We start from the raw sequence: 13015 nt of genomic DNA, 5'->3' as shown, positions 1-13015 counted from the left end.
CTGTGGTCCGCGCTTGAAATCCTGACGCAGGCCAATTTCTGGGCGGCGACCATCCGCATCGCCACGCCGCTGATCTTCGGCGTGCTCGGCGCGCTGCTGTGCGAGCGGGCGGGCGTGCTCAATCTCGGCATCGAGGGCATCTTCGTCGCCGGCGCCATGTCGGGCTGGCTCGCCGTCTATCTCGGCGCCCCGCTCTGGGGCGGCGTGGCTGTGGCCGCGCTTACGGGAGCGGCTTTCGGGCTGGTGCATGGCGTGCTCACCGTGCCGCTGGGGCTTTCCCAGCATGTCACTGGCATCGGGGTCACGCTGCTGGCCACTTCCGCCGCCTATTTCGGCTACCGCGTTGCATTTCCCAATGTGGCGACGCCGCCGCGCATCGAGCCGTTCCCGCCGCTCGACGTGCCGGTGCTGGGCGACCTGCCGTTCATCGGGCCGATCCTCGCCCAGCAGACGGCGCTCACCGTCTTCGCCTTCGCCTGCGTCGGCATCCTCGCCGTGGTGCTCTCGCGTACGCCGCTGGGCCTCGCCATCCGTGCGGTGGGCGACAACCCGGAGGCGGTGGAGGCGCAGGGGCTTTCCGTCGTCGCGCTGCGCATCGGCGCTGTCATGGCCGGTTCGGCGCTGATGGCGCTGGGCGGGGCCTTCCTCACCCTCTCGGCCTTCAACGCCTTCTATTTTGGCATGATCAACGGACGCGGCTGGGTGTGCATCGCGCTCACCGTCTTCGCCTCCTGGCGGCCGGGCAAGGCGCTGCTCGGGGCGCTGCTGTTCGGCGCGCTCGACGCCTACCAGCTGCGCATCCAGACCATCGCCGGCGGGGCGGTGCCGAGCCAGATATTCCTGATGCTGCCCTATATTTTCTCCATTGCCGCGCTTGTTCTGGTTGCCCGCCGCGCCGACTATCCGCGCGCGCTGATGAAGCCTTACTTCAAGGGCCAAAGGTGAGTTTGCACGCATGAGCTTCGACCTCCTCGTGAAGAATGCCCGCCTGCCGGACGGGCGCACCGGCATCGACATCGCCTGCGACGAGGGCCGCATCGTCGCGGTCGAGCCGGCTATCGAAGCCGAGGCGGGCCGGGTGATCGAGGCCGGCGGCAAGCTGGTCTCGCCGCCCTTCGTCGACCCGCATTTCCACATGGACGCGACGCTTTCGCTCGGCCTGCCGCGGCTCAACACGTCAGGCACGCTGCTGGAAGGCATAGCGCTGTGGGGCGAGCTCAAGCCGCTGCTGACCCATGAGGCGGTGATCGAGCGGGCGCTGCGCTATTGCGACCTCGCGGTCAGCCAGGGCCTGCTCGCCATACGGTCTCATGTCGACATCTGCGACGACAGGTTGTTGGCGGTCGAGGCCTTGTTGGACGTCAGGGAACAGGTGAGGGACTATATCGACCTTCAACTCGTCGCCTTCCCGCAGGACGGCTATTACCGCTTCCCGACCTCCGTGCAGAACCTCGAACGCGCGCTCGACATGGGCGTCGACGTGGTGGGCGGCATTCCCCATTTCGAGCGGACGATGGCGGACGGCGCGGCCTCGGTGAAGGCGCTGTGCGAGATCGCGGCGGCGCGCGGCCTGCTCGTCGACATGCATTGCGACGAGACCGACGACCCGCTCTCGCGCCATATCGAGACGCTGGCCTATGAGACGCAGCGGCTGGGATTGCAGGGGCGGGTGACGGGTTCGCACCTCACCTCCATGCATTCGATGGACAATTACTACGTCTCCAAGCTCATCCCCCTGATGGCGGAAGCGCAGGTGCACGCCATCGCCAACCCGCTGATCAACATCACTATTCAGGGCCGGCACGACACCTATCCCAAGCGCCGGGGCATGACGCGCGTGCCGGAGCTGAGGGCGGCCGGCGTCAATGTCGGCTTCGGCGGCGACTGCGTGATGGACCCCTGGTACTCGCTCGGCTCGGGCGACATGCTGGAGGTCGCCCATATGGCGATCCATGTCGGGCTCATGACGTCGCGCGAGGCGATGGAATGGTGCTTCGAGGCGGTGACGACCAACTCCGCCCGGTTGATGCATCTCGACGGCTACGGGCTGGAGCCCGGCTGCAACGCCGATTTCGTGGTGCTGCAGGCGTTCGATCCCATCGAGGCGCTGCGCCTCAAGGCGGCGCGGCTCTTCGTGGTGCGGCGGGGCCGGGTGATCGCCGAGGGCGCCCCGCGCGTCTCCGCGCTCGACCTGCCCGGCCGCCCGGCGCTGGTCGACCCGGCGTCCTATGCGCCGAAGGCCGCCGGCTAGCCGTCATCCCGGACGGCCGGAACGGCCGATCCGGGATCGCGCGTGGAACGGAGAGCGATCCCGGCTCTCCGCTTCGCTCCGGCCGGGATGGCGCAATCAATAAAGGCTGCCCGGCAGCACGATGACGGTCGGCTTCATCGGCAGCGTCTCGCGCGAGAGGACGAGTTCGGGGCTCTCGCGCCGTTCGATCGTGTACTGGCTGCTGGCGAAGCGGTCGAGGAAGCGGTTCAGCGTGCCCTCGTTGAAATAGTGCATCGGGATGACGAGCGGCGCCTCCAGCGCCTTCAGCACCTCCACCATGCCGTCGACATCCAGCGTGTAGCTGCCGTCGACCGGCGCCAGCACCACGTCGATGCGGCCGAGCGCGCCGAGGTCCTCCTCGGTCAGCGTGTGGTGCAGATGGCCGAGATGCGCGATGCAGATGTCGGCGGCGCGGAAGACGAAGATCGAGTTGCCGTTGCGGATCGTGCCGCCTTGATAGTCGCGGATGTTGGTCGGCAGGTTGCCGATCCAGAGGTCGCCGACATCGAGGTCGTAGCGCACCGGGTCACGATCCTCGCGCCAGCCCTTGAGCACGTATTCGATGCCGGGATCGGGGTTGAGCGAGTAATGGGTCGAATGGGCCCGGTTCATGGTCGCGACGCGGGGCACCACGCTCGGTCGCACATAGTCGTTGTAGTCGGTCGCCACGGTGACGCCGCCGGCGGTCTCGATCAGGAAGGTGGAGTGGCCGATATAGGTCAGGCCGACCTGCCGTTCCCCCACATAGGCGGCGGGCACGATGCGGGGGCCGGGCGGAGCGATGAAGGGGCTCTTCGCGACAAGCTTGGGGCAGCGGTCCGCCTGCGCGGCGGCAGGCGTCGCCACCGGCAGCGCGGCGAGGGGCATCGCCAGCGCGAGGGCGAGGCCCGTCGCGAGGGCATGTGCGGTCGAGGCGACGATGCTGCGGATCATGCGGCGCTCCCCGTTTTTCGACGGGCATGATCGGCATTGCCCGCGTGCTGGGCGAGTCACTTTTTCGCGCACGGGCGGCGCGGCAAAGCTCCGATCCGCCGGCCCGTGAGCGGGAGGTTCACGGGCCGGCGGCCTTGGGCCGTTCAGTTTATGGTGACGCCGACCATGCCCGACAGGCTGTCGCGGAAGGCGTGGACCTTCTGCTCCAGCGTCTCGATCGCCTGCGCGGTCTGGCGGGCGCCGGCCTCGCCGAGGAAGAAGAAGTGGTTCCCCGGAACAGAGACGCTTAGCAGTTCCGGCGAGGTGCGGGTCAGCTCGATGACGCCGCGCCACTTCTCCGGCGGCAGCGCCTCCGGCTTCACCTTGTTGCCGGCGATGTAGCGGTTGAAGATCGTGTTGGCGTTGTAGAAGCTCCAGTTCGCCAGATCCGTCACATTATGGCGGGCGTCCTCGGGCGAATCGTTGAGGATCATCGCCACCAGCGGGAAGTCCTCCAGCGCGAAGGCGCCGTTGTCCTGCGTGCCCTCCATCAGGTCGCCGGCGAACGCCCCGTCGCGGTAGCGCAGCTTGTAGCCCTCGACGTTGATGGAGCCGTCGCCGATATAGTCGTTGTAGTAGATCTCCTTCGGGATGATCTCGTGGCCGGCGATCCTCGAATCCGTCTGCACCTGCGAGAACCAGTTCGCCTGATCCTTGCGGCGGCTGGCATAGCCGGAGGGCAGCATCTCGAACTTTCGGTCGGGGTTGACGACGCCGGGGATGGCGGGCGTCGCGGCGAAGGACAGGTAGAAGTCGAGGTCGATCTTCTGATCCTTGGCGGCGGCGTAGGCGGACTGGGCGATCTTGCCGCCCATCGACCAGCCCACCACGATGACGCGGCCCTTGAGTTGGTTCTCGTCGATGGCCCGCCGCGCCAGCTCCATGGCCTGGCGCCCCCAGTCGCGCACGGTGAAGTCCGGCTGCGGCTTGGGGAAGACGCCGCTCTTCACGTCGAGAGGGTAGGAGATGGCGAGGAAATTGTAGCCGCTCTGCTGGACCCAATGGGCGAGGAAGTCCTCCGGCCGGCTGCCCTTGTGCCCGCCATAGGCGATGCGCGCGAGATGATTGCTGCCGGGAATGAAGACGATCAGCGCCTTGGCGGGGTCTCCCTTGACGAATTTCGTGATGGCCGGTCGGCCTGCGGCCTCGGTGGCGACCTCGCCGGCGAACAGCGGAGCCGAGGCTTCCTGCGCCGAAACGGCAAATGTAGCCGATGAAATGACGCCGAATACGAGCGCCTGGTAAAGATGTCTCCTCAGTATGTTCATGGCGTTTCCTCCAGTCCCTGGCGTTTATTGTTCGATCCAGGCCCGGGAGGACGGTAGCGTGCGTAAATGACAACTGTCAACAGTACGCAATGGATATTTACCAGGCCTTCGATGTTATTAGGGATGAGGTATCCGGTATGTCGAATACTGGCATTCCAGCGGCGGCGGAGAGGGGGCCGACGCGCGGCCTCTCCCGCCGGCCATGCCCGCCGGCAGAGTGGAGGCCGTCGCCAGACGGTTGCCCGAGGACATGTCTCTTCCGCCGCGGCGCGGGGCCGTCGGGGAGGGCAGGCGTCGAGGGATAGGGCGTCGGGGAGGGGCGTCAGCGCAGGAAGGGGTTGGTGCGCTTTTCCTCGCCGATGGTCGAGGCGTTGCCGTGGCCGGGCAGGATGGTGACGCCGTCGCCGAGCGGCAGCAGCTTGCCCTTGATGCCCGCGATCAGCAGCGCAGGATCGCCATAGGGGAAATCGGTACGTCCGACCGAGCGCTGGAACAGCGTGTCGCCGACGATGGCGAAATCGGCCGGCTTGTGCACCAGTACGATATGCCCCGGCGTATGGCCGGGCACGTGCAGCACGTCGAAGACGATGCCGCCGATATCGACCGTATCGCCCTCGTTCAGCCAGCGGCCCGGCGTCACCGCGCGGCCGGGAATGCCGGTGCGCACGCCGTCGGCGGGCAGGTTGTCGAGCAGGAACCGGTCGCCCTCATGCGGACCCTCGACCGGGATCTTCAGCGTCTCGGCGAGCTCGGCGGCGCCGGCGGCATGGTCGATATGGCCGTGGGTGAGCACGATCTTCTCGGCATTCACCTCCAGTTCCTCCAGCGCGGCAAGGATGCGCGGGATGTCGCCGCCCGGATCGATCACCGCCCCCCGCTTGCTGGTCTCGTCCCAGACGATGGAGCAGTTCTGCTGGAACGGGGTGACGGGGACGATGGCGACCTTGAGATCGGGCATGGAGGCTCCTCGGAGGACAGGCCGGCGGAATGTGGTCGAACATATGCCTGCGCGCAAGGCGGCGGCGGGTGTGCCGCCTTGTGGGGCACCGGCGCCAATGCTATCCCGCGCCCCATGAGCACCGAGCCGATTTCCAACATCCGCAATTTCTCCATCGTCGCCCATATCGACCATGGGAAGTCGACCCTCGCCGACCGCCTGATCCAGATCACGGGCGGGCTGTCCGAGCGTGAGATGTCGGAGCAGGTGCTCGACAGCATGGATATCGAGCGCGAGCGCGGCATCACCATCAAGGCGCAGACGGTGCGTCTGTCCTACAAGGCGCATGACGGCAAGGAATACGTCCTCAACCTCATCGACACGCCCGGCCATGTCGACTTCGCCTATGAGGTGAACCGCTCGCTGGCCGCCGTCGAGGGCTCGCTGCTGGTGGTCGACGCGTCGCAGGGCGTGGAAGCCCAGACGCTGGCCAACGTCTACCAGGCCATCGACAACAATCACGAGATCGTCCCGGTCCTCAACAAGGTGGACCTGCCGGCCGCCGAGCCGGACAAGGTGAAGGCGCAGATCGAGGATGTGATCGGCCTCGACGCCTCAGACGCCATTCTCATCTCCGCGAAAACCGGCATCGGCATTCCCGATGTGCTGGAGGCCATCGTCACCCGCCTGCCGCCGCCCAAGGGCGACCGCGAGGCGCCGCTGAAGGCGTTGCTGGTCGACAGCTGGTACGACGTCTATCTCGGCGTCGTCGTGCTCGTGCGCATCGTCGACGGGGTGCTGAAGAAGGGCCAGCGCATCAAGATGATGGGCTCGGGCGCGGTCTACGACATCGACCGCGTGGGCGTGTTCACCCCCAAGCTCACCGTCATGTCGCAGCTGGGTCCGGGCGAGATCGGCTTCCTCACCGGCTCGATCAAGGAAGTGGCGGATACGCGCGTCGGCGACACCATTACCGAGGAGAAGCGCCCGACCGAGGCGGCGCTGCCGGGTTTCAAGCCGGCGCAGCCGGTGGTGTTCTGCGGCCTGTTCCCGGTCGACGCCGCCGATTTCGAGGATTTGCGCGCGGCGATGGGAAAGCTGCGCCTGAACGACGCGAGCTTCTCCTTCGAGATGGAGACGAGCGCGGCGCTGGGTTTCGGCTTCCGCTGCGGCTTCCTCGGGCTCCTGCACCTCGAAATCATCCAGGAGCGGCTGGAGCGCGAGTTCAATCTCGACCTCATCGCCACCGCCCCGTCGGTGATCTATGAGATCGAGATGAACGACGGCTCCGTGCTCGACCTGCACAATCCGGCCGACATGCCGGACGTGGTGAAGATCAAGGAGATCCGCGAGCCGTGGATCCGCGCCACCATCCTGACGCCGGACGACTATCTCGGCGCGGTGCTGAAGCTCTGCCAGGACCGGCGTGGCAACCAGATCGAGCTGACCTATGTCGGCTCGCGCGCCATGGTGACCTATGACCTGCCGCTCAACGAAGTCGTGTTCGACTTCTACGATCGGCTCAAGTCGATCTCGAAGGGCTACGCTTCCTTCGACTACCAGATCACCGACTACCGCGTCGGCGACCTTGTGAAGATGTCCATCCTCGTCAATGCCGAGCCGGTCGACGCGCTTTCCATGCTGGTGCACCGCACCCGCGCCGAATATCGCGGCCGGGCGATGTGCGAGAAGCTGAAGGACCTGATCCCGCAGCACCTGTTCCAGATCCCGATCCAGGCCGCCATCGGCGCCAAGATCATTGCCCGCGAGACCATCAAGGCCCTGCGCAAGGACGTCACCGCCAAGTGCTATGGCGGCGACATCACCCGCAAGCGCAAGCTGCTGGAGAAGCAGAAGGAGGGCAAAAAGAAGATGCGCCAGTTCGGCCGCGTGGAGATCCCGCAGGAAGCCTTCATCGCCGCCCTCAAGGTCGACGACTGAGGCACCCGCTACCCACGCTCGCGGTTTCGTGCTGACATGGCCTCGCCCAGCTTCAACAAGGGGGAGGCAGCCCATGGCGTACAAGTTCGAAGTCTACAAGGACAAGGCCGGCGAGTTCCGCTTCCGCTTCCGTGCTTCGAACGGCGAGGCGATGTTCTCGTCCGAGGGCTACAAGGCGAAGGCCTCGGCAATGAGCGCGATCGAGTCGATCAAGAAGAACGCGCCGGGCGCCGAGACGGACGACACCACCAAGGAATGACCGGCCCGGCCGGGTCGCGCGTTCCACGCCAACGAAAAAGGCCGGGCTCGCGCCCGGCCTTTCCGTCTGTAACCCGTGTCGGCCGCGTCAAATGACGTAGGGCGGCACGTGGTAATAGTCGTTCACCTTGCGATCCCAGTCGCGGTCCTGCCAGGAATGCTCGTCGGCGCTGGCATGGTGCGGCGCGCCGCTGAGCTGCTCCTCGGTGAGGTCCACGACGTAGCCGTCGAGGCCCTCGTCATACTTCAGCAGCGACCACGGCAGCGGGTAATAGTCCTCGCCGAAGCCGAGGAAGCCGCCGAAGCTCATCACCGCATAGGCGCTCTGGCCGCTGAGCTTGTCGATCATGACCCGCGCGATGGAGCCGATACGGTCGCCATTGGGGCGGTAGACGGCGGTGCCTTCCACCTTGTCGCTGCCGATCAGGGTACGCGTCTCGCGCGCGTCGAGATTGTGTTGAGTGCTCTGCATTTTAATGCCTCCCTTGGTTGTCGTCGGTCGGAGGGGAAACGTGCGATGCAGCGCCGAGGTTCCGCAGGGGATAGCGGTAAACTGCGGTGAGGACGCGAGAAATTGCCCTTGCGGTGGCCCGTGACCGGGCCGGCGGTATCGACGGGAGCCGGGCTGCCCGCTGGCGCGCCGGCCTGCCGGCCGATATCGTCGCGCCGACCGAGGGAGAATCACGTCATGCGCCGCGACCCGAGCGATCCCGTCATCCGCGAGCCGAACGACCGCGCAGACGCCATCGCGCCCAGCCGTCGCGGCCTGCTGCGGCTCGCCGGCGGCGCGGCGGCTCTCACGCTGGGCACGGCCCTGCTGGAGGGCCGGCCCGCCGCGCGGGCGCAGGAGGTCAATGCCGACGACCTCAAGCCCGGCCAGTACGCCTGGTATCCCGACCGCGCGCCGGAGGGCTTCGTCGCCATCATCGTCTCGCTGCCGGACCAGCGCTGCTACGTCTACCGCAACGGCGTGCGCATCGGCGTGTCGACCTGCTCCACCGGCAAGCCGGGCCATCAGACGCCGGTCGGCGTGTTCACCATCCTGCAGAAGGACGTGGACCACCATTCCTCGATCTATAACGACGCCTCGATGCCGTTCACCGAGCGCCTCACCTGGTCGGGCGTCGCGCTGCACGCGGGCGGTCTGCCGGGCTACCCGTCCTCGCATGGATGCGTGCACCTGCCGCTGGAATTCTCCAAGCTGCTCTTTGCCGTCACCCATTACGGCACGCCTGTCATCATCGCGGATTCGCACTCGCAGCCGGTCGATGTGCTGCATCCCGGCCTCGTCATGCCGGCGGATGCGACGACGGCGATCCAGAAGGACGACCCCAAGAACGCCAACGGCACGCCCGACAAGGAGGCGGCGCCCGATCCGGCGCAGGACGCGGTGGCGATGATCATCAGCGGCGCCAGCAAGGAACTCACCGTCATCAAGGACGGGGTGACAGCCTTCACCGCGCCGGCCACCATCAAGGACGCGGATATCCCGCTCGGCAATGTCGTCTATGTGCTCAAGAGCGTCGGCGGCGAGGTGTCGTGGACGGCGCTGTCCTTCGAGGGCAACGGCGCCTCCGGCGGCAAGGCCGCAAGCGCCATCGACCGCGTGACCGTCTCGGCGGCGGCCAACCAGCAGCTGGCCAAGCTGCTGGTGCCCGGCTCGACGCTGTTCATCACCGACCTTCCCGCGACCCCGGACACGCGCTCGGACAAGGACTTCGTCATCCTGTCCCAGGCGACGAGCTGAGGGGAATGGGCGTGCGTGTGGCGCGCGGTAAGGTAGCGGCGCTTGCGGGCGCGCTGTGGCTGTTCGCGGCGGGCGGGGCCTTCGCCCAGCAGGCCACGCCGACCAAGCTCGACGAGCGGCCGGCCAAGCAGGTGTTCGGCGCGCTGAAGACGCCGGCGCCGCTGGAGGCGCGCGCCATCGGCTTCTATTCCAAGGGCTGCCTCGCCGGCGCCGAGGCGCTGCCGGTGAACGGCAGGACCTGGCAGGCGATGCGCCTGTCGCGCAACCGCAACTGGGGCCATCCCGAGCTCGTCGCCTTTCTGGAGCGCTTCTCCGCCAAGGTGCCGACCGTCTCCAGCTGGCCGGGCATCCTCGTCGGCGACATGGCGCAGCCACGCGGCGGGCCGATGCTGACCGGCCATGCCTCGCACCAGATCGGCCTCGACGCCGACATCTGGCTCACCCCTATGCCGAAGCGCGAATTCACCAATGAGGAGCGCGAGAAGGTCTCCGCCACCATGATCGTGCGGCCGGACCGGCTCGACGTCGACCCCAAGGTGTGGACGCCCTCCGTTCTGGCGGTGATCCGCGCGGCGGCGCAGGACAGCGAGGTGGAGCGCGTGCTGGTCAATGCGGCGATCAAGAAGGCGCTGTGCCGCGACGCCACCGGCGACCGCTCCTGGCTGCAGAAGGTGCGGCCCTATTGGGGGCACGACTACCACATGCATGTGCGCATCGGCTGCCCCGCCGGCAGCCCGGACTGCCGGGCGCAGGACCCGGTGACGCCGGGCGAGGGCTGCGGCAAGGAGCTGGACTGGTGGTTCTCCGACGCCAACCTGCACCCCAAGCCGCCCAAGGAGCCGCCCAAGCCCAAGCCGCCCATGCTGATGAAGGAACTGCCCGAGGCCTGCCGTCAGGTCGTGGTGGCGCCATAACGGCTCCCGGGACGGCTGTCGGCGCACATGACCGTGGTTGCTCCCTCTCCCCGTCGGGGAGAGGGTTGGGGTGAGGGGCTCTGCGATCGTCAGCCTGTCGCCCCTCACCGACCCGCTTCGCGGGCCACCTCTCCCCGACGGGGAGAGGGAAATTGCTTCGGCCTTGCCCGGAAGCACCGGCACTACCCCCGCGCGTCCTCTAGAATCATCCCGGCCGCCTTCTCGGCGATCATGATGGTGGGCGAATTGGTGTTGCCCGACACCAGCGTCGGCATGACCGAGGCGTCGGCCATCCGCAGCCCCTCCATGCCGAAGACCCGGAGCCGCGCGTCGACCACCGCCATGGGGTCGGAGGCGAGGCCCATCTTGGCCGTGCCGACGGGGTGGAAGATGGTGGTGCCGATGTCGCCGGCAGCGCGCGCCAGCGCCTCCTCGCTGTCGTCGACAGAGGCACCGGGCAGGAACTCTTCGGGCGCATAGGGCGCGAGCGCCGGCTGGCCGACGATGCGGCGGGCGACGCGGATGCTGTCGGCGGCCACGCGCCGGTCCTCCTCCGTGGCGAGGTAGTTCGGCCGGATGCGCGGGGCGGCGGCGGCGTCCGCGCTCGCCAGCGTCAGGGCGCCCCGGCTGGTGGGGCGCAGATTGCACACGCTCATGGTGAAGGCCGGAAAGCGGTGCAGCGGCTCGCCGAACTTGCCGAGCGAGAGCGGCTGCACGTGGAATTCGAGGTCGGCGCGCTCGATCTCGGCGCGCGAGCGGGTGAAGATGCCGAGCTGCGAGGGCGCCATGGTCAGCGGCCCGCGCTGGAACAGGGCGAAGTCAAGCCCCATCTTCGCCCGGCCGAACAGCGAATGGTACTGCTCGTTCAGCGTCGGTACGCCGGAGACCTTGTAGATCATCCGCAATTGCAGATGGTCCTGCAGATTGGTGCCGACGCCCGGCCGGTCCAGCACCACCGGGATGCCGTGTTTGGAAAGCTCCGCGCCCGGCCCGATGCCCGACAGCTTGAGCAGATGCGGCGAGCCGATGGCGCCGGAAGCGAGCACGACCTCGCCGCGCGCCCGCGCCACATGGCGCACGCCGTCCTTCACATAGGCGACGCCGACGGCGCGGCCGTTCTCCACCAGCACGCGCTCGGTGCGCGCGCCGGTCTCCAGCCGCAGATTGGCGCGCGACAGGGCGGGCTTGAGGAAGCCGCGCGCGGCGCTCCAGCGGAAACCGCGCTTCTGGTTCACCTGGAAATAGGAGGAGCCTTCATTGTCGCCGGTGTTGAAGTCCGCAATCGGAGCGATGCCGGCCTGCCGGGCGGCCTCGCGCACCTCGTCGAGCAGCTTCCAGGTGAGGCGCGGGAATTCGACGCGCCATTCGCCGCCCGCGCCGTGGAAGGCGCCGGCGCCGAGATAATGGTCCTCGTGCCGCTTGAAGACGGGCAGCACGTCGTCCCAGCCCCAGCCGGTGAGGCCGAGCTGGCGCCAGTGGTCGTAATCGCCCGCCTGGCCGCGCATGTAGATCATGGCGTTGATGGCGGAGGAGCCGCCGATGGTCTTGCCGCGCGGGTAGTTCAGCGCGCGTCCGTTCAGCCCGGCCTCGGCCTCGGTCCTGAAGCACCAGTCGGCGCGCGGATTGCCGATGGCGAAGAGATAGCCGACCGGGATGTGGAACCAGATCCAGTTGTCGCGCCCGCCCGCTTCCAGCACCAGCACGCGGTTCGTCGGATCGGCCGAAAGCCGGTTCGCAAGCACGCACCCCGCCGAGCCGGCGCCGACCACGATGTAGTCATAGGTTTCGGAAGAGGCGGGGCTGACGGCGGACATGAAACACCTGCGGGGAAAAGTGGCGTCGGCAAACTGCCGGCCGCCACCTTCCCCCGCAATGTGAAAATCCGCGCAACGGCTGTGGGCGGGGTCCGTGTCGCCCCGCGCCGAAGCGTCAGAACTTGTAGCTCAGGCCGAGACGCACATCGTTGCTGGTGTACTTCTGGTCCATCCCGACCGTGATGAAGGGCGGCACCACCACGTTCGAGGAGATGTCGCCATAGTCGGCATAGCGATATTCGATGCGGGCTATGATGTTGTCGGTGAAGGCATATTCGAGGCCGCCGCCGATGGTCCAGCCCGACAGGGTTTCGGAGACGCTGACCCTGTCGCCGAACGGGATATCGTCCGCATAGGTGGTCTTGGCCGAGCCGAACGCATAGCCTGCGGTCACGAAGGGCAGGAAGCGGTCGAAGGCGTAGCCGATGCGCGCGCGCACCGAGCCGAACCATTCCAGCTCATGCTCCGCATGGGCAAACAAGCTCTCGACGCCGAAGATCGAGATGGAGTCGGTCGAGCTCAGGCTGCCGCCGTTGATGTCGGCTTCGATGCCGACGACGAGATTGGACTCGAACTGGTAATTGTAGCCGACGAAGCCGCCGCCGAACACGCCGCTCGGGCTGCCCGAAGAGGTGGCGTAGTTCGGCGAGAAGCCCTGCGAGAGGCCGCTGTCCGCGTCCACCCAGCCATAGCCGACCTGGCCGCCGAGATAGAGGCCCGTCCAGCTGAAGGCGGGAACGTAGGCCGGCGCCTTCAGGACGGGCGCGGCCGACGGCAGGTCCGCCGCGAGGACGGCGCCGGAAGAAACGAGCAACATGCCAGCGATCGCCAAGGCCTTCATGACTTCCCCCAGTCGTTACACGGCCCCGCTTCCCGGAGCCCACGCGTTACA

General features: G+C 67.4%; 12 protein-coding genes. 6 read left to right on the top strand and 6 right to left on the bottom strand.

Annotated elements, in window-relative coordinates; genetic code table 11:
- Both MWN33_RS14300 and MWN33_RS14295 read left to right on the top strand, forming a co-directional pair.
- Nucleotides 1-945: an ABC transporter permease gene (locus MWN33_RS14300; protein WP_247201881.1), complete on the top strand. Its 945-nt coding sequence runs from the start codon at nucleotides 1-3 to the stop codon at nucleotides 943-945.
- A 10-nt stretch (nucleotides 946-955) separates the two neighbouring features.
- On the top strand, nucleotides 956-2251 hold the full coding sequence (locus MWN33_RS14295; protein WP_247201713.1) for an amidohydrolase family protein: 1296 nt from the start codon (nucleotides 956-958) through the stop codon (nucleotides 2249-2251).
- 96 nt (nucleotides 2252-2347) lie between these two features.
- Here the strand turns inward: MWN33_RS14295 and MWN33_RS14290 are convergent, their stop codons facing one another.
- From MWN33_RS14290 to MWN33_RS14280, 3 genes are all read right to left on the bottom strand, one after another.
- On the bottom strand, nucleotides 2348-3205 hold the full coding sequence (locus tag MWN33_RS14290; RefSeq protein WP_247201712.1) for an MBL fold metallo-hydrolase: 858 nt from the start codon (nucleotides 3203-3205) through the stop codon (nucleotides 2348-2350).
- A 143-nt stretch (nucleotides 3206-3348) separates the two neighbouring features.
- Nucleotides 3349-4512, bottom strand: coding sequence for an alpha/beta fold hydrolase (locus MWN33_RS14285; protein WP_247201711.1), 1164 nt, complete (start codon nucleotides 4510-4512; stop codon nucleotides 3349-3351).
- 322 nt (nucleotides 4513-4834) lie between these two features.
- Nucleotides 4835-5470: an MBL fold metallo-hydrolase gene (locus MWN33_RS14280; protein ID WP_247201710.1), complete on the bottom strand. Its 636-nt coding sequence runs from the start codon at nucleotides 5468-5470 to the stop codon at nucleotides 4835-4837.
- Between the two features lie 114 nt (nucleotides 5471-5584).
- Here MWN33_RS14280 and lepA point away from each other — a divergent pair, with 114 nt between their 5' ends.
- Nucleotides 5585-7390 (top strand): translation elongation factor 4, encoded by a 1806-nt coding sequence (gene lepA, locus MWN33_RS14275; RefSeq protein ID WP_247201709.1) that lies wholly within the window; start codon nucleotides 5585-5587, stop codon nucleotides 7388-7390.
- A 73-nt stretch (nucleotides 7391-7463) separates the two neighbouring features.
- The gene (locus MWN33_RS14270; RefSeq protein WP_247201708.1) at nucleotides 7464-7649 is read left to right on the top strand and encodes a YegP family protein; all 186 of its coding nucleotides are present in this window, start codon (nucleotides 7464-7466) and stop codon (nucleotides 7647-7649) included.
- Nucleotides 7650-7736: 87 nt separating this feature from the next.
- On the opposite strand, the gene MWN33_RS14265 is transcribed toward MWN33_RS14270, so the two are convergent.
- Nucleotides 7737-8120, bottom strand: a complete 384-nt coding sequence (locus tag MWN33_RS14265) for a PRC-barrel domain-containing protein (RefSeq protein WP_247201707.1) — start codon at nucleotides 8118-8120, stop codon at nucleotides 7737-7739.
- 216 nt (nucleotides 8121-8336) lie between these two features.
- Between MWN33_RS14265 and MWN33_RS14260 the strand changes: the two genes are divergently transcribed.
- Together MWN33_RS14260 and mepA are read left to right on the top strand one after the other, a co-directional pair.
- Entirely contained in the window at nucleotides 8337-9395 is a 1059-nt protein-coding gene (locus MWN33_RS14260; RefSeq protein WP_247201706.1) for a L,D-transpeptidase, read from the top strand.
- A gap of 5 nt (nucleotides 9396-9400) precedes the next feature.
- On the top strand, nucleotides 9401-10309 hold the full coding sequence (mepA, locus tag MWN33_RS14255) for a penicillin-insensitive murein endopeptidase (protein ID WP_247201705.1): 909 nt from the start codon (nucleotides 9401-9403) through the stop codon (nucleotides 10307-10309).
- Between the two features lie 182 nt (nucleotides 10310-10491).
- Here the strand turns inward: mepA and MWN33_RS14250 are convergent, their stop codons facing one another.
- Together MWN33_RS14250 and MWN33_RS14245 are read right to left on the bottom strand one after the other, a co-directional pair.
- Entirely contained in the window at nucleotides 10492-12123 is a 1632-nt protein-coding gene (locus MWN33_RS14250; protein WP_247201704.1) for a GMC family oxidoreductase, read from the bottom strand.
- A gap of 115 nt (nucleotides 12124-12238) precedes the next feature.
- Nucleotides 12239-12940, bottom strand: a complete 702-nt coding sequence (locus MWN33_RS14245; protein WP_247201703.1) for an outer membrane protein — start codon at nucleotides 12938-12940, stop codon at nucleotides 12239-12241.
- Nucleotides 12941-13015: the final 75 nt, after the last annotated feature.

It is taken from the genome of Ancylobacter koreensis, from assembly GCF_023016525.1.
In the GTDB taxonomy this organism is placed as follows: Bacteria; Pseudomonadota; Alphaproteobacteria; order Rhizobiales; family Xanthobacteraceae; genus Ancylobacter; species Ancylobacter koreensis.
Note: the sequence above shows the minus strand (reverse complement) of the source record. Positions and strands in the feature narration are given on the sequence as shown.